Annotated in this window: 19 protein-coding genes and 1 tRNA gene; 13 read left to right on the top strand and 7 right to left on the bottom strand. The window is 54.1% G+C overall.

What is annotated here, in order from left to right; translation table 11 throughout:
- Positions 1-4: 4 nt before the first annotated feature.
- The 3 genes from VFA09_10075 to VFA09_10085 form a co-directional block, all read right to left on the bottom strand.
- The gene (locus VFA09_10075) at positions 5-1,075 is read right to left on the bottom strand and encodes a metalloregulator ArsR/SmtB family transcription factor (protein HZU67612.1); all 1,071 of its coding nucleotides are present in this window, start codon (positions 1,073-1,075) and stop codon (positions 5-7) included.
- Positions 1,076-1,356: 281 nt separating this feature from the next.
- Positions 1,357-2,379 (bottom strand): aminoglycoside phosphotransferase family protein, encoded by a 1,023-nt coding sequence (locus VFA09_10080; protein ID HZU67613.1) that lies wholly within the window; start codon positions 2,377-2,379, stop codon positions 1,357-1,359.
- 839 nt (positions 2,380-3,218) lie between these two features.
- Entirely contained in the window at positions 3,219-3,959 is a 741-nt protein-coding gene (locus tag VFA09_10085) for an EamA family transporter (protein ID HZU67614.1), read from the bottom strand.
- 219 nt (positions 3,960-4,178) lie between these two features.
- On the opposite strand from VFA09_10085, the gene VFA09_10090 reads away from it, so the two are divergent.
- Positions 4,179-4,391: a hypothetical protein gene (locus tag VFA09_10090; protein ID HZU67615.1), complete on the top strand. Its 213-nt coding sequence runs from the start codon at positions 4,179-4,181 to the stop codon at positions 4,389-4,391.
- Between the two features lie 12 nt (positions 4,392-4,403).
- Here VFA09_10090 and VFA09_10095 read toward each other — a convergent pair whose 3' ends face one another.
- Positions 4,404-5,111 (bottom strand): hypothetical protein, encoded by a 708-nt coding sequence (locus tag VFA09_10095; GenBank protein HZU67616.1) that lies wholly within the window; start codon positions 5,109-5,111, stop codon positions 4,404-4,406.
- Between the two features lie 207 nt (positions 5,112-5,318).
- Here VFA09_10095 and gcvT point away from each other — a divergent pair, with 207 nt between their 5' ends.
- The 5 genes from gcvT to VFA09_10120 all read left to right on the top strand — a co-directional run bounded on the left by gcvT (position 5,319) and on the right by VFA09_10120 (position 11,022).
- A complete protein-coding gene (gene gcvT, locus VFA09_10100; GenBank protein HZU67617.1) occupies positions 5,319-6,443 on the top strand; it encodes a glycine cleavage system aminomethyltransferase GcvT in 1,125 nt (374 codons plus the stop codon).
- A gap of 162 nt (positions 6,444-6,605) precedes the next feature.
- Positions 6,606-7,001 (top strand): glycine cleavage system protein GcvH, encoded by a 396-nt coding sequence (gcvH, locus tag VFA09_10105; GenBank protein ID HZU67618.1) that lies wholly within the window; start codon positions 6,606-6,608, stop codon positions 6,999-7,001.
- A gap of 145 nt (positions 7,002-7,146) precedes the next feature.
- A complete protein-coding gene (gene gcvPA, locus VFA09_10110) occupies positions 7,147-8,499 on the top strand; it encodes an aminomethyl-transferring glycine dehydrogenase subunit GcvPA (protein ID HZU67619.1) in 1,353 nt (450 codons plus the stop codon).
- Positions 8,496-9,980, top strand: a complete 1,485-nt coding sequence (gene gcvPB / locus VFA09_10115) for an aminomethyl-transferring glycine dehydrogenase subunit GcvPB (protein ID HZU67620.1) — start codon at positions 8,496-8,498, stop codon at positions 9,978-9,980. Before gcvPA ends, gcvPB begins: the two co-directional genes overlap by 4 nt.
- Before the next feature lie 277 nt (positions 9,981-10,257).
- On the top strand, positions 10,258-11,022 hold the full coding sequence (locus VFA09_10120; protein ID HZU67621.1) for a C1 family peptidase: 765 nt from the start codon (positions 10,258-10,260) through the stop codon (positions 11,020-11,022).
- A 123-nt stretch (positions 11,023-11,145) separates the two neighbouring features.
- On the opposite strand, the gene VFA09_10125 is transcribed toward VFA09_10120, so the two are convergent.
- Both VFA09_10125 and VFA09_10130 read right to left on the bottom strand, forming a co-directional pair.
- Complete coding sequence (locus tag VFA09_10125; GenBank protein ID HZU67622.1) at positions 11,146-11,466, bottom strand: protease inhibitor I42 family protein; 321 nt, start codon at positions 11,464-11,466, stop codon at positions 11,146-11,148.
- 65 nt (positions 11,467-11,531) lie between these two features.
- Positions 11,532-13,187: a divalent metal cation transporter gene (locus tag VFA09_10130; protein ID HZU67623.1), complete on the bottom strand. Its 1,656-nt coding sequence runs from the start codon at positions 13,185-13,187 to the stop codon at positions 11,532-11,534.
- A 345-nt stretch (positions 13,188-13,532) separates the two neighbouring features.
- Here VFA09_10130 and VFA09_10135 point away from each other — a divergent pair, with 345 nt between their 5' ends.
- Genes VFA09_10135 through VFA09_10150 form a run of 4 tightly spaced genes read left to right on the top strand, consistent with a single transcriptional unit; the run spans position 13,533 to position 16,652 of the window.
- Positions 13,533-14,282 carry a TIGR04255 family protein gene (locus VFA09_10135; GenBank protein ID HZU67624.1) on the top strand — a complete coding sequence of 250 codons (750 nt, stop codon included), beginning with the start codon at positions 13,533-13,535 and terminating at the stop codon, positions 14,280-14,282.
- Positions 14,276-14,890, top strand: a complete 615-nt coding sequence (locus tag VFA09_10140) for a hypothetical protein (GenBank protein ID HZU67625.1) — start codon at positions 14,276-14,278, stop codon at positions 14,888-14,890. The genes VFA09_10135 and VFA09_10140 overlap by 7 nt, the downstream gene beginning before the upstream one ends.
- Positions 14,887-15,357, top strand: a complete 471-nt coding sequence (locus tag VFA09_10145; GenBank protein HZU67626.1) for a hypothetical protein — start codon at positions 14,887-14,889, stop codon at positions 15,355-15,357. The genes VFA09_10140 and VFA09_10145 overlap by 4 nt, the downstream gene beginning before the upstream one ends.
- A 29-nt stretch (positions 15,358-15,386) precedes the next feature.
- Positions 15,387-16,652: an NAD(P)/FAD-dependent oxidoreductase gene (locus tag VFA09_10150; protein ID HZU67627.1), complete on the top strand. Its 1,266-nt coding sequence runs from the start codon at positions 15,387-15,389 to the stop codon at positions 16,650-16,652.
- Between the two features lie 233 nt (positions 16,653-16,885).
- Here VFA09_10150 and VFA09_10155 read toward each other — a convergent pair whose 3' ends face one another.
- Complete coding sequence (locus tag VFA09_10155; protein HZU67628.1) at positions 16,886-17,785, bottom strand: IPT/TIG domain-containing protein; 900 nt, start codon at positions 17,783-17,785, stop codon at positions 16,886-16,888.
- A 438-nt stretch (positions 17,786-18,223) separates the two neighbouring features.
- On the opposite strand from VFA09_10155, the gene VFA09_10160 reads away from it, so the two are divergent.
- The 3 genes from VFA09_10160 to VFA09_10170 all read left to right on the top strand — a co-directional run bounded on the left by VFA09_10160 (position 18,224) and on the right by VFA09_10170 (position 19,198).
- Positions 18,224-18,300, top strand: a tRNA-Pro gene (locus tag VFA09_10160).
- A gap of 49 nt (positions 18,301-18,349) precedes the next feature.
- Positions 18,350-18,538, top strand: a complete 189-nt coding sequence (locus VFA09_10165; GenBank protein HZU67629.1) for a hypothetical protein — start codon at positions 18,350-18,352, stop codon at positions 18,536-18,538.
- Between the two features lie 108 nt (positions 18,539-18,646).
- Positions 18,647-19,198 carry an HNH endonuclease gene (locus tag VFA09_10170; GenBank protein ID HZU67630.1) on the top strand — a complete coding sequence of 184 codons (552 nt, stop codon included), beginning with the start codon at positions 18,647-18,649 and terminating at the stop codon, positions 19,196-19,198.
- Positions 19,199-19,692: the final 494 nt, after the last annotated feature.

Here is a 19,692-nt window from a genome sequence, read left to right on the forward strand (position 1 = left end):
TCAATCATACTTTTTTGACATACTCGCTCAACAACCCACCTACGCTCTCCAGCACCTCGTTGCGCAGGCTGTAGCGGTGATCGCTCATACGCATGCGAACAAGGCCGGCCTGGCGTAGGGCTGTCAGGTGATGCTGCATAGTCGTTTTCGGGACACCAAACTCATCGGCGATTTCTTGCAACGTATAACTGCCCGTCGCCAGCCGCTTTACCACGCGCAGGCGTCGTTCGTCGGCCAGCGCCTTGACAAGACGCACCAGCCGCGCCGGGGGCGTCTCACTATCGGCAGTAATACTCTCATCGGCGACGGGATAACAGAAGATGCGCGTGCCAGCTCGCTCACCGGAAGTGCTCCAGGGACGCAGGATATAGGAAGGAATGAGTACGACGCGCCGGATGCCCGGCTCCGGGACGTATTCCCACCCGGTAGCCGCCTCGATCAATTGTTCCGCCGCCATACTCGCCTGCAAAGCACGTTTGGCCTCGGCATCTCGCGCCAGGATAGGCAAGATTTGCGGCTCCTGCTTCTGAAAGACCTCGTCGTACCAGCGCCGCAGGATGTCTATCAGCAGGCGCTTCGTGGCCTCAATGTCGAGCGCGAGCAGCCAGCGCAGCGTTCTTTGCCAGTCGGCATCGTTGGGGAACGACGTTTTGAGCAATTGCTTTTGCGCGCCAGCATCTCCCTGCGCCGCCTGGAAGATGATATCAGGCGGCGTGACGCGGCGATGCTCGCGTACATAATACCCCAGCAGGTGCAGGCGTATTTCGAGGGCATCGGTCTGCTCAAGGAAGCCAAGAAAGGTAGGAACGTCTCGCGGCTCCGGGCAATCGTATACGAGACTGAGTAGATGTTCCCACACCTGGTTGGTACGAAAATTGAACTGCTCGATGGTTGCCAGCAGGTCGGGCGAAGCCAGCTGGCGCACGCTGTCGAACCAGCCGGGCCCTGCTTCATAGCTGGCCCGTCTCGCCTCATCGCTCAGCACATACAGCGTCATCAGGCATTCATGGGCCGCGCTGACCTCGATTTCGGCGACCAGGGGAGCTTGCTGATCAGTTCTGCTCTGTCCGGGCATACCATTTCTCCATATCGAACGACTATACTCATATCAAACGAAGTTTTTCGTTTGATATGAGTATAGTCGTTCGACAACTGTTTGTCAAGAGGAAGGAATATTTCATGTTCCTTTCGCGAGAGGCTTATTTGGGGCGAGCAGACACCGACTCATATGATGGGTGACACATATTGAAAGTATCCATTGCGATAAAAATAGAAGTTCATCCGCAAGTTGGCTTGTGAGAATGAAAGGACCGGGATACAATGCGGTCCTTTCATTCTCAAGAGCCAGTATCCCTCTCATACAGTGAAAACTTCAGAGCACCCGCAGGACGTGAGAGCACGCCCCCATAGTAACTCAGCCAGTTCTTCAAGTGTGCTAGCCGAGGCCGCAGCAGGAATGTTCTTGAAAATGTGTGAGCACACGTTGAACTCAAACAGTAACGTCATGCTCATGGCCTTCCGGACAAAGTCGCGTTGTAAGGCCGTATCAAACCCATAGGCATCCAAAAATGTCCAAAGTAATTGCCTGTTCGAGTCAAACAAACCCAGATGGAGCGCCACCAGCTCATACATGCGATCACCAACTTTGGCATCACCAAAATCAATAATGCCAGATGGTTGCCAGTGCCCAGTAATGCTCTCTCCTAGCACATGATCACTAGTGAGATCACAGTGAATCAAAGCAGGCGTTTCATCTGTGTCAATCAATTCTGTCAGATCTGGCAGATACCTCTCGATCTGTGCGACGAGATGAGCGGGTAGCACGCCCCAACGAACATGGTTGTTGACCACCTCTGCCCGTTGTTCCGCGAGAAACTGCAGAAACGGCTCCCATCTTGGCAGTAATGGTCCAGCCTCCACCAGTGGAAGAGCGTGAAGACGACGTACCACCGGTCCCAGCCATGTAGCGATTGCTAAACGATCTGTATCACTGAGTTCCGACTCACTCATACTCAGACCGGGGATAATCTGTGTGACAATGTAGGGCCAGGACCAGCCATCGTGTGCATCAAAGAGCTCCCCAGAGGCGACCAGAGATGGCGCTGGAAGGTCTGGCTGAGTGGCGATGAGGCGATAGACTTCGTGCTCAACGAGGAAACTCCGTTCTCCATCGAAGAGATCGGAATAGAGTTTGATAACATAGGTTTCATTAACGATAAAGACAGGATTCGTACCTGGAAACCCTGCGCGTACAGTGGTACACTCCCCCAATTCGTGACGTGTGCAAATGGCAGCCACATACGCCTGCCAATAGGAAGGGTTCGTGAAACAGCGAGCGTACTCCTGACGAGTTGCAAAGGAGAGTCGTTCTACATTCATGGCAGTTCCAATCTATTCTGCATCAGAAATCATGGATAATTTGCGATTCTTGTCAACAACGCTTTTTTCAGGGAATGACAACGTATGGAGGGGCACGAGGAAAACGAGCACTTGCACTCTTGCAAGCGTGGAGAGGAGCAAAACTGGTACAAATAGATAGCTCATCACTTCTTGTGATGAGACGGAGAAGCAGAGATATTCTTGGCAGCCTTAGAAGCAGTTAATGAGGGTGTTGGAGCCAAGCCATCTGTCTCTCTCACTTTCTTGTGTGGAAGTTCTTCTTATTCAGTATACAAGATTGCCTGGGCCGGGTCAAACCTGGAGAAAGTGGGGGGTATCCTTGTATGCCGTCGTGAAACAGCGGGATCTGCACAACCACAATGCGACTTCTGCGTTTCCGTTGGTGCACAGGGGCCGACTCGCGAATGATCACAAACCACTCGACTTCGCCGGGTTGCCACAGCTCTAATTGTACAGACTGATAGCGGTGATCATAGAGACGAGGGGAACCAACACGGCTAAAGTGGCGGTCGTCCGGTTGCCATTCCACAGAGTACCGTGAGAGCCGCTCCTGGTGGTAGTCAAGAGTAAGCACATCTTGAAAGATATCGACCTGGACTGTTTCACCTGCCAGGTTCCTTGAGTAGTGGCTGGATCTGCTGCCAGTCATGGGTGGGTTCGCGGCGCTCATATCGGCGTCTGGGCATGGAAGATCCCTCTCAGGTTGCAGAGATATGATGAACTCCCCCTGAAGAGTATATTACACGGTTTCTGTTGTACAGACAAGGAAAATTTGTCCGAAGTCACAATTTTATCGCAATGGATACTTTCAATATGTGTCACCCATCATATGAGTCGGTGTCAAAGAGGACATAGGCAAGAGCGGTGGGAACGCATCCCAGGTACAGCAATATCAACCATCCCCATGCTGAATACACAAGTACCAACCTGGTTGATGCAGCACAGACAAGCAACACCAGCGTTCCAGTTCCGAACGCGACAGCGCTTATCTGCAACGGATGACACCTACCGGTGAGTAATCGTCCGCATAGGATGAATCCCGCATAGCCGCAGGCTGAGAGAAACGCGAGTCCCGTCCCAACGAGTGAGGCCATTCCTTCACCCGTGTGAGATCGCGTCCCAACAAGGAGCACTGTTCCACTCAGAGCGGCGACGAGGACAATGAGGGTTATCAATGTCAGGCGCTCCCGTGCGATGCAGGTAGTGAAGACAGTGATAATCACGGGAGCCACACAGATGGCAATCAGTGTTGAGACACCTACACCATCGGAAGCAAGAGCCGCAATATAACAGGCCTGGGAGAATGCTATCATACTGCCCATGAGCATCATCACCCCCAGATCACGGCGCTTCATGCGAAAGAGGCGGCGACCAAGGCGCGTCCAACACGCGAGAAAAAACAGGGGCGTTGCGATAGCCAGGCGTAAAAAACTCAACGATAGGGCATTGGTGACACCAGAGGTATACAGCGCCTGGTTCGCAATGCCGACCGTGCCCCAGGAAATCGAGGCGCAAACAATGAGCAAGAAGTCACGACGAGATGTATCTTGAGAGAACATGAACGTATCCTTTCCTCAGATGCACATAGAGAAACGTTGAAACAATGCAAAGAGGGCAGGATAAGCACACACACAAACAACACACAAACTATTCTAGAGTGTGTTAGAAAGAGGATAAAATCATTCTCCCTGCCCTAGCGAAGAGCAACGGGAGGAGGAGAACAATGAAGAGGTGAACCGGAAAATACGAGACTAACCATCGTGAATCTATCCTTGTCTATGACAAACTGGAAGTATTGTACTTCTCCTCTTAAGTATAACAGCGAAGAGGGGAGAATTGTCAAGCCTGCTGGCAATTCAATCGTCATCAACCCGGCAGCGAGCGACAACTTTAGCGAACAGGCGACCCAGGCCATGTGGATCGGATTTGCACATCGCATCTGTGATCTGTATTTTAGAGGCGAAATCGACACTTTTCAGGCCAATTTGTAGGTGATGATGAACTTATTCGCCCCCGGTTCCCGACTCATCGAGCCGCGCCGGATTATCCACCTGATTCAGGCGATTCCAGAGGACGTAATCGGTATGCTTCTTGGGCACGTAGTAATGGCCCTCGTCAGCAACCATACCACCCGTGGCGACGAACTCGCCCTGCTCCAGGTGCATTAGATCGATATATTTCGCGCCCTGCTCCAGGCGATCTCCCAGCGGAATGATCTCGATGTTGCGCAGTTCGTCGTCGGTCAGGTCGCCCAGCTTGCCGTACAGTTCTTTGATATCGCTGGCGCGCAGCCCGATATCGACCGGCTCGGAGCGCAGGCCGTAGTTCGCGCCCGCGAAATCGTCCGGCCTCAAGTCCTCTTCGAAATCATTGGTCTGGGTGGAATGGCCTTCTGGCTGGCGCTGTGCCTTCTCATGCATGCGAGAATTCTTGCGACCACCGGAAGCGTTCGAATCGCTTCCCGAGCGGCGCTCACCCTTTTCCATCATGACCTCGGATTGCTCTCTATTCGTTGTCGCCTCCGGGTGCATCACGCGCTCAGGCGGAACTTTAGATTTCTGCGGCAACTTACCCGGGTTTTTGTGTTCTCGCGCCTGTTCTTCGTAAGTCTCTTGTTTCTTATAGGTGCCGGTCGTAATCGGCGTGCTTTTATCTGGATTATTGCGGCCACGGCGTTCTTCAGCGGGTCGTTGTTGATGTCTTTTGGGCACAGTTTCCCTCCTTTTATGTATTTCACAGTCCTTGCCAGAATTCATGGTAGTATTCAATCTGATTTACCTGCACCTAATAAATGGTACGTTCAACAGGAGAAAACGTGTCAGCAGGCTTTGCTCTCATTGTCGTTCACCCTAAAATCTGATATAGTAAAAAGGCATAAACGTACCTACCTACCTACCATCACACCGGAGTGAACAACTATGACAGCACACGACACAGCAGCGGCCTCGACCACCTTGAAACGCACCCCGCTCTATGATGAACACCGCGCGCTAGGCGCGCGCATCGTAGAGTTCAGCGGCTTCGAGATGCCCGTTCAATATACCAGCATCATCGAAGAACACCGCGCGGTACGCACGCATGCTGGCCTTTTCGATGTCAGTCACATGGGCGAATTCAAAGTCGAAGGCCCGGATGCGCTTGCGTTCTTGCAGCACCTCGTCCCCAACGATGTTTCCCGCCTCGCCATTCACCAGGCGCTCTACACGCAGCTCTGTCTTCCGAATGGCGGCACTGTCGACGACCTGATTATTTATCACCTTGCCGAAAACCACTACATGCTGGTCGTCAACGCCGGCAACATCGACAAAGACTTCGCCTGGGTGCAGGAGCAGACGAAAAATTTCAATGTCCAGGTCATCAATCAATCGGACACCACCGCCCTGCTCGCCCTGCAAGGTCCCGACGCCCAATCCATCTTGCAGCCACTGACCAAAGTAGACCTTGCCGGCATTCGCTACTACCATTTCGAGCCGGGCGTCGTCGACGGCGTCGACTGCATCATCTCGCGCACCGGCTATACAGGCGAAGATGGCTTCGAACTCTACTGCGCTCCCATAGATGTCGTCAAATTGTGGCGAGATTTGCTGGCGGCCGGCAAAGACAAGGGCCTGCTGCCCGCCGGCCTGGGAGCGCGCGATACGCTGCGACTGGAAGCCGGCTACTGCCTGTACGACCACGAACTGAACGAGCAGACCAATCCGCTCGAGGCCGGCCTGGGCTGGACGGTCAAACTCAACAAGGGCGATTTCATCGGCCACGACGCGCTGCTGAAAGTCAAAGAAGAAGGCCTCAAACGCAAGCTCATCGGCATCGAGATGATCGAACGTGGCATCCCCCGCGGCGGCTACGCGATTTACGACAATGACCGCCAGATCGGCACGCTGACCAGCGGCGCGCCCAGCCCGACCCTGAACAAAAATATCGGCATGGGCTACGTCGACGCGGCAGACGCCGTCATTGGCAAACCCGTCCAGATCGACATCCGCGGAAAACGCACCGCGGCGCAGATCGTCGCGCTGCCATTTTATAAACGCAAAAAATAAGGAGCAGGGGGGATGAACACATGAATGAGGTATGAGCATGCCATCGCCACGGCTCTGCCGTAGGGGCCGATTGATCACGCCCACCGCCGATGTATCGGCCTGCCATTTATGTACCCTTCCCCTCATAACGTCTCTACAAACAAGGAAAGGACTTTCGTATTTATGGCAAACCTGAACTACCCTTCCGACCTCAAGTACAGCAAGACCGACGAATGGGTGCGCGTCGAAGGCGACCAGGCCACCATTGGCATCACAGACTATGCCCAGGATCAGCTGGGCGACATCGTCTACGTCGAATTACCCTGGGACGGATCTCAGAACATCCTCCATGAAGGAAAGTTCGGCGACATCGAATCGGTCAAGGCCACCTCAGAACTTATTTCACCGATCAGCGGCGAAGTCATCAAGGTCAATGAAGCCCTGAAGGACACGCCGGAGCTGATCAACGACAAACCCTACGACGATGGCTGGATGGTCGTCATCAAGATGGCCAACCCCGCCGAGCTGGATAGCCTGATGAGCGCTGACGAGTACAAGGCATATTTACAGGGGAGATAAAGAGCCACCTGCATCCTATTTCTCATTGGCAATACCGCGCACAGAGGTGCTAAAATGTAGGGACGCGATGAATCGACATTTCATTGCGCCCCTATGTCTATCTACCGTTTACTGTCCCGCACGTAAACTCAAGGGAGAGTTTTATATGAGCTATATTCCAAATACACCTGAAGACCAGCAGGCGATGCTGGAGACGCTGGGGCTTTCTTCATGGGAAGCGCTGCTGGCACCGGTTCCCGAGAATGTGCGCCTGAGGCGTCCCCTCGATCTGCCGCCTGCCCTTCCTGAACCCGATCTCAAACGTCTTATCAGCGGTATGGCCGCTAAAAATAAAAATCTGGATACCGTCATATCTTTTCTAGGCGCCGGCACCTATGACCATGCTATCCCAAGTGTCGTGCCTCATTTGCAGCGACGTTCGGAGTTTGTCACCTCCTACACGCCTTACCAGCCCGAAGTCAGCCAGGGCATGTTGCAGGCTATCTACGAATTTCAAACCATGGTCTGCCAGATCACGGGACTGGACATCGCGAACGCCTCGCTTTATGATGGCGCCACAGCTATGGTTGAAGCCGTGCTGCTGGCCGTCGGTCCCGGCGGGCGCGGCGAGGTAGTCATCTCAGAAGGTGTTGATCCACAGTATCGCACCGTCCTGCGCACCTACGCGCACGCGCGCGGCTTCAGCGTCAAGGAAGTACCGACTCAGAACGGCGTCACCTCCATCGAGGCGCTGAACGAAGCCGTAACACCAACCACCTCCGCCGTCGTGATTCAGCAACCGAACTTCTTCGGCTGCATCGAAGACGTGAAGGCAATCGAACCAATCGCGCACAAAGGCAAAGCCGTCTTCGTCGCCACCATCACCGAACCGGCCTCGCTCGGCATCCTGACCCCTCCTGCCGGGTATGGAGCGGACATTGCCGTGGGCGAGCTGATGAGTTTCGGTAATCCCATGAGCTATGGCGGTCCCGCGCTGGGCTTCATGGCCTCGCGCAGCAAATATATGCGCCTGCTGCCGGGCAGGCTCGTCGGGCAGACGGTCGAAGAGGGCGGCGAGAAGCAGACCGGCTACGTACTGACGCTGCAAACCCGCGAGCAGCACATCCGCCGCGAGCGTGCCACCTCCAATATCTGCACCAACCAATCGCTGCTGGCCGTGGGCGCGACGATTTACCTGGCGGCGCTCGGCAAGCAGGGCTTCCGCGAACTCGGCGAGCTCTGCCTGCAAAAAGCCCATTACGCATTCCGCCAGATCGCGGCCATTCCGGGCTTCAGCGCGAAATTCAGCAGTCCGTTCTTCGATGAATTCGTCATCACAGCCCCCGTTTCCGCACAGCGGCTCTCGCGGCATTTAGAGCAGGCAGACATTATCGGCGGCTATCCGCTGGGCGAGCATTACGCCGGTATGGAGAACGACATGCTGTTCTGCGTCACGGAGACGCGCGCGAAAGAAGACATTGATCGATTGGTAGAAGTTTTAAGGGAGGTGCAGGCATGAGCGTCGAGAAATTGATTTTTGAGAAGGGCGCGCCTGGTCGCAGGGCCGCCACCATGACAACCATGGATGTGCCGGCGGAATCGCTGGAGAGCATGATACCCGCAGGCATGATCCGCGAAGAGCCTGCGCCACTGCCGGAGGTCAGCGAAATAGAGATCGTGCGCCATTACACGCACCTGTCGCAGCGCAACTTCGGCGTCGATACCGGCTTCTACCCGCTCGGCTCCTGCACTATGAAATACAATCCCAAGATCAACGAGGACATGGCCGCGCTGCCCGGTTTCGCCCACATCCATCCCTTGCAGCCGGACAGCACCGTGCAGGGCGCGATCCAGCTCGTCTACGAGCTTGAGCAATATCTTGCCGAGATTTCAGGCATGACCCGCGTCACCTTGCAGCCCTCCGCGGGCGCGCATGGAGAGCTGACCGGCCTGATGCTGATCAAGGCCTTTCACGAAAGCAACGGGCAGGGACATCGCAACCTGGTGCTGATTCCCGATAACGCGCACGGCACCAACCCCGCCAGCGCCACGCTTGCCGATTATAAAGCCGTCGAGGTCAAGACCGACCCCAGGACGGGCGGCATCGAGATGGAGCACCTGAAAGCCTTGCTGGACGCGAATGCTGCCAATATCGCCGCCATCATGATGACCAACCCCAATACATTGGGACTCTTCGACAGCAAGATCGTCGAGATCGCGACGCTGGTACACGAGGTAGGCGGGCAGCTCTACTATGACGGCGCTAACGCCAACGCCGTGCTCGGCATTACCCGCCCCGGCGATATGGGCTTCGACGTGGTGCATTTCAACCTGCACAAAACGTGCAGCACCCCGCATGGCGGCGGCGGCCCGGGAGCCGGTCCCATCGGCGTCAAAGAGCATCTCGTACCGTTCCTGCCGGGGCCGCTGCCGGCAAAAGGCGAAAACGGCTACTACTGGGAAGATGCCGGGCCGCAGTCCATCGGCAAGGTGCGCGCTAACAAGGGCAACTTCGGCGTGCTGGTGCGAGCGTATACCTACATTCGCACCTATGGCCCGGATGGATTGCTGCATGTCTCGCAGAGCGCCATCCTCAATGCCAACTACCTGAAGCAGCAACTGGCAGCCGACTATGAGATTGCTTTCCCACAGATATGCCAGCACGAATTCGTCGCCACTGCCCGGCGGCAGAAAGAGGAATCGGGCGTTACCGCGCTCGATGTTGCCAAGCGCATCCTCGACTTTGGCATGTACGCGCCAACCGTCTACTTCCCGCTCATCGTTCACGAGGCGCTGATGATCGAACCAACCGAAACGGAGACGCGGGAGACGCTGGACTACTTCGTGAGCGTCATGCACCAAATCGCGGAGGAGGCGCGCACCAACCCCGAAATCGTTAAAACCGCTCCCCATACCACCCCGGTTGGCAGGCTCGACCAGGCCCTCGCGGCCCGCAAGCCAAACCTCCGCTGGACGCCGGGGCAGGAGGTAACGCACTAAGGCAGGAGATCGCCAGGCACAACGAGAGCGCAGCCCGGGCTGCGCTCTCGTTGTGCCTGGCGATCTCCTGCCTTCTCAATATTAGTTCTTCCAAAACTCACCTACCAAAAAACAGATCATTGCGCGTCCAAAAACCTGAAAGATAACAATGAAAAATGTATCGTAGCGCTTCTTATTATATTGAAAATTGTAGGGTTAACCTGTTACACTGTCTTAGCGATTAGACACAGATTGAGAAACAGAGAAAAAATTCTTTCAAGTAGAAGGAGATTGGCAGATGCCTTACCAGATTAAACATTACGGTTGGATACCGGACCTACCCGACAGGCGTGACTTACTCTACGCCGCGCCTTTTGAGGTGGGGCAGCCCCTTCCCCCAGGCGTCGACCTGCGTCCGTATTGCCCCCCGATTTATGACCAGGGCCAGCTGGGAAGTTGTACAGCCAACGCCATCGCCGCTGCCCTCGAATTTGACCAGATCAAAGAAAACGAGAATCCGATTTTCGTTCCATCGCGCCTCTTCATTTATTACAATGAGCGTGTGATCGAAGGAACCGTCAACTCGGACAGCGGCGCGCAGATTCGCGATGGCATGAAAAGCGTAGGAAATCTAGGGGCCTGTTCCGAAGACTGCTGGCCCTACGATATCACCAGATTCGAGGAGAAGCCGCCCGATACCTGCTACCAGCAGGCTCTCCAGCATCGTGCCATTGTTTACAAGCGAGTTGTGCAGGATATTGACCAGATGAAAGGCTGCCTGGCCTCGGGCCTTCCGTTCGTCTTTGGTTTCACCGTCTACCAGAGTTTCGAAAGCCCGGCGGTAGCCCAGACCGGTCACGCGCCCATGCCTGGGCCTGATGAGACGGTACTTGGCGGGCACGCGGTCATGGCGGTTGGTTATGACGACGCCAATAGCTGGTTCATTGTGCGCAATTCCTGGGGAACAAGCTGGGGCATGGCCGGCTACTTCACGCTCCCTTATGACTACGTGACGAATAGCAATCTGGCCAGCGACTTCTGGGTAGTCAACCTCGTACAGTAAAAAACATGGGTAGGGTTCAGTAGGAGCGGGTGCAGGCAAGCGCGTGCTGCCATTTTCAAAAACCCTACCCGTGCAAGCTCTTGTGGTCTCCCTCTACGGGGTAAAGCACTCCTGGGCGCCCACTCATTCCTTAACTCTGATCTCCAGCGTAAATCGCCGCGCCGCATTTTCCGCGGGTTCCCATGATCGCCGGTACGCAAGTTCAATCTGCCCGTAACCAGCCTGCACCGCCTCGAAGCGCCAGTAATGCATACCCTCCTGCCCATGTATACCAGGATCAGGCGGCTCATATACATCTTCTAGCGCTTCGCAGGCCGGCTCACCGCTGGAAACCAATTTCCAACGAAAACCGCTGGTAGGATTTTCAGGCAGGCGAACTTCAAATTTCTGGCCGGTTTGCAGGTCTAATTCCTGCCCGTTTGAGCTTTCATTGCATTGTTGCATGTAGATGGCTCCTCCGGCTTTATTATACCAGCTAAAGTACGTTCCTGCTCAACCTGTCTCACCCATCAACTTCCTCCCTGGCCGCTAAACAGCGCGATGAAGAAGAGAAGAGAACCGGCAATCAGCACCAGCGCGGTCAGACCCAGGAAGAAGTTGGTGAGCCAGCCAACCCTGTGCATACCCATAATCTTGCGCGTATTGGCGATGATCATGAGGTAGATGACCAGGATTGGCGCGAGGACGGCTACAAGGATATTGGCGTAGAAGATGAGCTTGATGGGGTCGATACGCAGCAGCGCCAGCACCAGGCTGGCCAGCAGTGAAAAACTCAGCACCAGGTAAAAGCCTTCGGCCTGCCAGGGCTGGTCGGTCAGTCCGGCGGGCCAGCCAAAGGTATCGGCCACGGCATCGGCGGTGCTGGCAGCTATGACCGGAATAGCGATCAGGCCAGAGCCGATTAGTCCAATGGCAAAGAGATACCTGGCGAAAGGACCGACCAGCGGACCCAGGGCGTTGGCTGCATCCGCCGCTGTCTGAATGGACTGGCGGTGAACGAAAAGGGTTGAGGCGGTGGTGATAATGACGAAATACGAGACCAGGTTGCCGCCGATAGTGCCGCTGGCAACGTCAGTCGTCGCGCTACGCAATTGTTGTGTAATCGTCCCTGTGCGTTTCTCCTCTGCCTCTGAACTCGTCTGCCAGTACATGCTATAGGGAGAAATCGTCGCGCCCAGCAGGGCCAGCGCTGCGCTGATACCGTTGAAGTCAAAACTCAAATGCGGCACAAACGAGTTGATGAGCGCCGCTCTCCAGTCGGCTCCCGAAATGAAAGCCGTAATGATGTACGTCATAAAGGCCGCACTCATAACGATAAAGATTTTCTTGATCATATTGAAATTGCTAAAGACCGTAATGTACCACAGGATCACGGCTACCGGAATCACAAACCAGGCCCAGTTGACACCGGTAATCAGTTGCAGGCCGCTGCCGATAGCCACCAGGTTTCCGGCGATCAGCGCGACATTGGCGATAATGAGGACAACCGCTGCAAAGATAGCCGCCCAATGGCTATAATGCGTCCGCAGGACATCGTCCAGCCCCATTTTTGTCACGCGGCCAATTTTAGCGCAGGTATATTCGACCGCCTGGTACATAGGGGTGGTCAGCACCATGAGCCAGAGATGGCCAAAGCCAGTTGTCGCTCCATCGATGGCGTAAGTGGTGATGGCGGTAGCATCGTTGCCCGACATACCCATCAGAAAACCAGGGCCGATTGCGCGCAGCATCTGCAAAAAGCGCGGGCGAACCGTAATCTTTTCCGGCTCTTCCACTGCTCCGGTTCCGGTTTCAGCAGGTTGGGATGGCTCCGGTTCATTAGCAGGAATATCCAGGCCCTGCTCCGCGAGTACCTCTTCAGCCTGTGGAGTCATTTCAATCACGACTTCCCCCGGCTCTCTCCCCTGCTCCAATTTCTCTTCAACCTTCTCAATCTCGATAAGGTCAGCCGGTAACTCGACCTTTTTCTTGAAAATCAGCCCCTTACGAACGAGCAGGCTTTTAATGGGGCCTGTCCTATGGTGGATAACCTTTTCCACACGCGGTTTAGTAAGGTCGCTCTGGCCCAGCAAGTTTTTTGTATCTATCACTTCCATGCCGGGCTTGATTTCGTTTACATCTATTTCTTGCGCTCTTGTCCTGTCTTGATACTCTTCTTCAGGCATGCTAAAAAAACTTTCCAGGATGTTTTGCGATCTGTGGTTTGCGCGGGTAGTTTCATTGCTGTCAAAAGTATCGCATTGAGCCAGAAGAGAATTTCCCCTCCTCTTCAACACAGCCCCTTATGCTGGCTATATATTGGTACAGGCAGCTTTCTGAAATTGCCAGGTGGTTCTATTTGGTGTACGAATGAAAGGTCAGGTGGGAGACAAGATAGGTTTTGGCTTATCGTCTTCTTAAGTATAAACTTAAAACAAGTCCAGGCCTTGCGGCAGAGAAACCTTGTAACTTTAATTACTATATGATATTGTTAAGCCCAGATTAGAAGGTTGAGGAGAAGGAAATTATTAATGGGAAAAAAATATAAGAATCCTCCACTCATTGAAGCTCTGTGCGAGTTTTATTTTGCTCCGGTGGCCGAAGATTTTGATAGCCTGGTAAATCTTTTCTATGAGAAAATACAGGCTAACTTCCCTAAAAAATACCGGTTACAACTTCAGGCCTCCCAGATCAACGTTGATAATGCGGGCACTCCCCAGATTATCGAGCAGCTACTTCCCTTAGTGCGCTTTGAAAGCGCTACCGAACAATCGCTCGTTCAAATAGGTCAAAATCTGTTAACTATCAACCAATTAAGGCCATATACTTCATGGGAAGAGTTCTCTTCATTAATTGAAATGAGTTTTAATGCATATCAAGAAGTTGCAAAGCCGAAGGCCATTCATCGTATTGCCTTACGTTATATTAACCGCATTGAATTCGCCAGCAATCGCATTCGCTTAGAAGATTATTTTGAATTTCGGCCCTTTACAGGGCAAAAAATACTCCAGGATCTTTCCGCATTTACCCTAAATATTCAGTTACCACGTGAAGAGGCAAGAGATATTTTGAGTATCCAATTGGCAAGTATTGATAGTGGGTCTCCAAATAGCGTTGCTATGATGCTCGATCTCACCTACACCTGGACAAAGTTAGAAGATACTAAAGTTGATAGCTTCATTGAATGGTTGGCTACCGCGCATAATCATATTGAAAACGCTTTTGAAGCCTGTATTAGTGACCAACTGAGGAACCTGTTCGAGGAGGTAAAGAAATGCTAGATCACACAACTCTCTCGGCTTCTCAAGGCCCATCGACCCATTCTCTTAATGAAGATAGACCCAGGGATACAGATAAAACACCGAGAGTTGTTTTAGACCTGGCAGCCTCTGTAGGAAACGTGCGCAAATATTCATCACACCTACAAGAAGCTGTACAGGATAGCATGGAGATAGCCTCCAGCATAGAATTGCCACGAATTTCTACAAGCACATACCCATGGCAGGAAAATAAAGCGAAAAAATTCTTTCTATTCACTCTGCAATTGCAGCTAATAGAGCAAAGATATAACCTGCGAGGACGAGATGAAATTGTACGGTTGCTCGAGAAATATACCACGCTTGGCACATTATTGTTAGATATACATAAACAAATTGTACCCTACTTTCCCAATGCTCAGTTTGTTCTGGCAGCTATTACTGATCCCGACATTGATGATTACCTGGAAGGAAACAGTGAGAGTAAAAGCCTGGTTATATCTATTGTGACACATTCGCGACCTCGTGAAGCTCTCGAGAGGCTGAAACAATTTTATAAAGATTGGTGGCTTACAACTCCAGTTCTTCCGAAACTTAAAGAAATTTTCAGCTTTAATTTGGAGTGTGTATGAGTTTTGATTGGTCAGAATACCTGTTAGTAGCACAAGAACTTGTAAGCCAGACAACTGCCTCCTCAAAAGCACAAAGACAAATCAACTTGGTATTAATCAAAGTTATTGAGCGAATATACAACATTTCTTTCAAAAAAGTACGTAAACGTTCTCTTGATGAGGCAAAATTACGGTGCGCAATTAGTCGGGCTTACTATGCTGCTTTTCGCATGGCGCGGAACCACTTACGTGATAAAGATGGCTTGCCTCTTAATGTTCTCTTGCAGGGAAATACACATCAGAATGTCATTAATCACTTCAATAGAAGCAGTGATTTAGATCGTCAAATGATAGCGCAATTTCTGCGCGATCTACGATCGGCGCGAAACAAAGCAGATTATGACGATACTGTCCCCAATTTAGCCGGTCTTACAATGACTGTTTTGCTTCAATCTGAGCAAGTACTCGATTTACTGAAGACTTTATGAATTTGACAAACGAACTCAGGAGCAATCACATGGAATATGCCATCCTTGGAGGAGGCGCGTTGGGCTTAGGGGCAGCGTATCGCTTGACTCAGGCCGGCCATTCGGTCATGGTCTTTGAACAGGAACCCATCGCGGGTGGCCTGGCCGCGGGCTTTCGCGTCGGCGACACCTGGCTGGAGAAATTTTATCATCACCTGTTTCGCACCGATACCACCATCATCAAACTGATCCAGGAACTCGGCCTCGGCGACCGCCTCGAATGGTCTCACCCACGCACCGTCTGCCTCATCGATGGCAAATTCCAACAACTGGATTCGCCAATGACGCTGCTCAAATTTTCCCCTCTCAGAATCGATGAGCGCGTCCGCGTGGCCGCCGTAGCCGCCTTTCTCAAATTGAGTGGCTCAGGTATATTCGAGGGCAAAACGGCGGAGCCATGGCTCGCACGCTGGATGGGCAAACGCCCCTATGAAATGGTCTTTCAGCCCCTCTTTCAGGCCAAGTTCGGCGCCATGCATGACCAGGTTGCGCTCCCCTGGTTCTGGGCGCGTTTCCACGACCGCACAACCTACCTGGGCTACCTGCGCGGCGGCTTCCAGTTGCTTTACGAACGACTCGTAGAGCGTATCGGCGAGGCCGGAGGAAAAGTGTTGCTCGGCACGCGCGTGGAAAAGGCCGCGCCGCGCGACGACGGGCGCTGGGAGATCACAACCGGCAAGGGAAGCTGGACGGTTGATCGCGTCATCTCCACGCTGCCAACGCGCCTGACCTGCCGCCTCATCCCGGCCCTGCCAGATGATTATCGCCAGCGTTATGACTGGGGCCAGGCCTATGGCGCGCAATGCCTCATCCTCGCGCTCACTCACCAGCTGACGGATAGCTACTGGATCAATCCCTGCGATCCCGGCTCTCCTTTCACCAGCCTGGTCGAGCATACGAACTACCGCCCGCCCTCCGAATATGGAGGGCGCCACCTCATCTACCTGGGCAACTACCGCCCCATGGACGACCCACTCTTCAGCATGAGCAAGGAGCAGATCATCGACGAGTTCTTGCCCTACCTCAAACGCCTCAACCCGGCTTGTAGCAACGAATGGGTTTCGGAAAGCTGGCTCTTCCAGGCCCCATTCGCCCAGCCGATTGTGACGACTGATTACCGCGAGCACATCCCCCCGCTGCGCACGCCTTTGCAGGGCCTGTGGGTCGCCAATATGTTTCAGGTCTACCCACATGATCGCGGCCAGAACTATTCCTTCGCGCTGGCGGACAGGCTCGTGCGGGAACTGGGAGGGTAATTCATCATCCCTTTCAGGGCGACCACAAGGCGTAGGCGCAACGGCTATGAGCCTTGTAGAAGATGCAGCGTTAATTCATCCCTCTCAGGGAGACTGTGCGAGCGCGCCCCCGCTAAGGCCTGCAAGGTAGTGCGTCCCCTGCTTGTCGCCTTTCAGAAAGGCCACTCGTCAAAATGTGAGAGGCCGTCTGCCCGCCGTCTTTCCCCACTCGCACCGCTCTCCAACCTGCCAACTCAATGCGAGAGCGGCAGGTTGAGGTTGGGATACAACCGGGACGGATTGGGCCGCGCCGGCGGCTGCACCCGATCCTGGAGCGGTAAGGTATAGGCATACAGCTTGCCGTCCTCGGAAGCGTCATACAGCATCCCATTGGCCACCGCCGGTGAGGAGAATATCTCATAGGTGGTCGGGGCAGTCCAATCGAGCAGCATGCTGGAGACGTTGGAGGGGTTGAGGACGTTCTCGTAAGGATTGGTGCCGCTGTGCTGGAGGTTGTAGCCGAACTCGTCCCAGTTGGTCTGCACCAGGAACGAGGCCTGGGCCGTGAGTCCCGTGTAGCGCTGCACCGCGCTCACCGTGTGCGTGCCGGGTACGGCATCAGCCGGCACGGTGATGGTGATGGAGAACGCCCCCTGGCCGTCGGTCCCCGCTAGCGCTTCGTCAGAGGTGTCGAAGTAGACATCGACCGCCTTATTCTTGCTGAAGCCACTACCGGTCACGGTGATCGAACTGGTCGGCGGCCCGGCGGTCGGCGAAAGCGTGATCGAGGCCGAGGTCTTGAGCACGATGAACTTGCCAGGACTCTTGACGGTCTTCGTTGGGGTGTAAACGGCGATCACGCCGCTGGTGGCCCCAACGGGCACCATGGCCGTGATCTGGGTGTCCGAATTGACGACGAAACTGGCCACAACGCCGTGAAAGGTAACGCTGGTCGTGCCGGTCAAGCCACAACCGGTCAGCACGACGCTGGTTCCGGGCGCTCCACTGGTGGGGCTGAAGCTGGTAATCGAAGGGCAACTTGCCGCACGGTCGCTTTGAAAGCTGCTGGCGAGCGCGCTGGGAGCAGAGGCGAGCAGCAGCATGAGCAAGCACGCACTCAGCAGGACAACAGCACGCAGGCGGAGGTGATGCATACGATTTTCCTTTCTCATTTGTAGGTGAATCCTTGGTCTGATGTAATCGAGCCGTTTTAGACAGACAAACGCGAGCGAAGAGAGGCTGCTTGTCTTGTTGAGACAACTATACCCGGCACCTGGGTGGGTTATGACCCATCAAAGGATGGGAAAAGAGGGTGGGATTGTGGGTAGTCGCGAAGCCATACCAGCGTCAGTTCTGGATCAGCCGATCCCATCCCTCTAAGCATGCTGATCCCTAAAAAATTCCTATTGTCAAATCTTGCTTGCGTATGCTATACTAGGGATGAAACAGGGGAGGTGTCGCGGATGCGCTTAGAAACGCCTGACAACTACGCTCATAGGCGAACTGAGCAAAACTGGACACTTGACACATGTTTGTAATGCGGTTCATTGTAGGATAGGGCGATAGAGTCCATTTGTACGGATCGTAAAAACCGGGGTGTAGCGCAGTCGGCTAGCGCGCAGCGTTCGGGACGCTGAGGTCGGAGGTTCAAGTCCTCTCACCCCGACCAGGATGGCACACGCACATACAGTATTCACAGGTAATTAGAGGAGACATTGATGCGGGCACTTCAGCTACAGGCATCCGGCTTAAACGGGTGCCGCAGTCTGACCACTCCCTGTCCAGATTCCCAATGGGAACAACCCGACCAATGGGCAGGCAGAGGACAACCCGCCGGGCCAAATCTACCTGGACGTGCAAGTCGCCTCCGTCCCTATCCGTCCAGTCGTCGTCGCAGGCGGCGGTAGAAGCTGAGGGATTGGGAGTTGCTCCCTTCCCCCTGTCCGCACCTCACGCTTCTTCCTCGCTGTCTGCTCTCGCTATCGGCTCTGACAGAGAGGAAGGGAAACCATTTCATGGCAGTTCTTGTATTGAATTCCTCACTCCAACCTCTATCGGTCATTCCTGAGCGCCGTTTGATCGTGCTGCTGTCCAAGCAGAAGGTCACGTTCGTCGATGATAGCGTGCGCCAGTTGATCGAGGAGAGCATTCAAGCCCGGCGCCTCGAGCTGGAACGACCCGTCATTGTGCAGTTGCTCGCCAATGTGCGCGTGCCCCGCGTGGCGCTGCAGCCTACACGCTCAAATATCCTGCTGCGCGATGACGAGACCTGCCAGTACTGTGGCAAGCGCAGCCGCGATCTGACGCTCGATCACATCATTCCGCGCTCGCGCGGCGGCACAACGAGTTGGGAGAACCTGGTAGCCTGCTGCAAAGCCTGCAACGGAAAAAAGGGCAACCGCCTGCTCAAAGAAGTGAATATGCGCCTCCTGCGTCAACCTCGCCCGCTCACGCAGGAATATGCCGGCTTCTTCCTGCTGCGCTACCCCAAGCTGCGCGAAGCCTACGAGGAATTCCTGCTCAGTGCCCAGGTCGGCACAGGCACAAGGCAGGAATTGAGCGCGTAATAGGTTCGAGTACCTTTCAACAGGCTGTTTCCAGCGCTGAACTCCCGAAAGGTCGCGACCCGTTGCAACTTGCTCAGGTCTCCATCTTGATTGCTCCTGTGAATAAAAGGGGCGAGAGATGCTTCGTTCCACTCAGCATGACATGTTCCACCATGTCATGCTGAGTGGAACGAAGCATCTCTCGCCAGTTGAGTGGAACCGGTGCAGTAACGACGGCCAATAAGGCCTGTTATGCTGAGTGGAACGAAGCATCTCTCGCCCCCTTAGACGACGACCAATAGGGCCTGTCATGCTGAGGGCCACGAAGCATCTCTCGCCCCTTAGACGGCCAATAGGGCCTGTCATGCTGAGTGGAACGAAGCATCTCTCGCCCCTTATAGGTAATCACCAGCAATAGGCGCTTTTAGCAAGTTCCACTCTGATGAGGTATAATAACTGTATGTCATTGTCGTGATTTATATTAGCTTGCGTTGGAACGGAATACTATGCTTAGA

Source organism: Ktedonobacteraceae bacterium, from assembly GCA_035653615.1.
In the GTDB taxonomy this organism is placed as follows: Bacteria; Chloroflexota; Ktedonobacteria; order Ktedonobacterales; family Ktedonobacteraceae; genus DASRBN01.

Excerpts from the sequence above, each read along its gene's own strand:
- VFA09_10075 (HZU67612.1), bottom strand. The coding sequence starts at position 1,075 with ATGCCCGGACAGAGCAGAACTGATCAGCAAGCTCCCCTGGTCGCCGAA.
- VFA09_10080 (HZU67613.1), bottom strand. The coding sequence starts at position 2,379 with ATGAATGTAGAACGACTCTCCTTTGCAACTCGTCAGGAGTACGCTCGC.
- VFA09_10085 (HZU67614.1), bottom strand. The coding sequence starts at position 3,959 with ATGTTCTCTCAAGATACATCTCGTCGTGACTTCTTGCTCATTGTTTGC.
- VFA09_10090 (HZU67615.1), top strand. The coding sequence starts at position 4,179 with ATGACAAACTGGAAGTATTGTACTTCTCCTCTTAAGTATAACAGCGAA.
- gcvT (HZU67617.1), top strand. The coding sequence starts at position 5,319 with ATGACAGCACACGACACAGCAGCGGCCTCGACCACCTTGAAACGCACC.
- gcvH (HZU67618.1), top strand. The coding sequence starts at position 6,606 with ATGGCAAACCTGAACTACCCTTCCGACCTCAAGTACAGCAAGACCGAC.
- gcvPA (HZU67619.1), top strand. The coding sequence starts at position 7,147 with ATGAGCTATATTCCAAATACACCTGAAGACCAGCAGGCGATGCTGGAG.
- gcvPB (HZU67620.1), top strand. The coding sequence starts at position 8,496 with ATGAGCGTCGAGAAATTGATTTTTGAGAAGGGCGCGCCTGGTCGCAGG.
- VFA09_10120 (HZU67621.1), top strand. The coding sequence starts at position 10,258 with ATGCCTTACCAGATTAAACATTACGGTTGGATACCGGACCTACCCGAC.
- VFA09_10125 (HZU67622.1), bottom strand. The coding sequence starts at position 11,466 with ATGCAACAATGCAATGAAAGCTCAAACGGGCAGGAATTAGACCTGCAA.
- VFA09_10130 (HZU67623.1), bottom strand. The coding sequence starts at position 13,187 with ATGCCTGAAGAAGAGTATCAAGACAGGACAAGAGCGCAAGAAATAGAT.
- VFA09_10135 (HZU67624.1), top strand. The coding sequence starts at position 13,533 with ATGGGAAAAAAATATAAGAATCCTCCACTCATTGAAGCTCTGTGCGAG.
- VFA09_10140 (HZU67625.1), top strand. The coding sequence starts at position 14,276 with ATGCTAGATCACACAACTCTCTCGGCTTCTCAAGGCCCATCGACCCAT.
- VFA09_10145 (HZU67626.1), top strand. The coding sequence starts at position 14,887 with ATGAGTTTTGATTGGTCAGAATACCTGTTAGTAGCACAAGAACTTGTA.
- VFA09_10150 (HZU67627.1), top strand. The coding sequence starts at position 15,387 with ATGGAATATGCCATCCTTGGAGGAGGCGCGTTGGGCTTAGGGGCAGCG.
- VFA09_10155 (HZU67628.1), bottom strand. The coding sequence starts at position 17,785 with ATGCATCACCTCCGCCTGCGTGCTGTTGTCCTGCTGAGTGCGTGCTTG.
- VFA09_10165 (HZU67629.1), top strand. The coding sequence starts at position 18,350 with ATGCGGGCACTTCAGCTACAGGCATCCGGCTTAAACGGGTGCCGCAGT.
- VFA09_10170 (HZU67630.1), top strand. The coding sequence starts at position 18,647 with ATGGCAGTTCTTGTATTGAATTCCTCACTCCAACCTCTATCGGTCATT.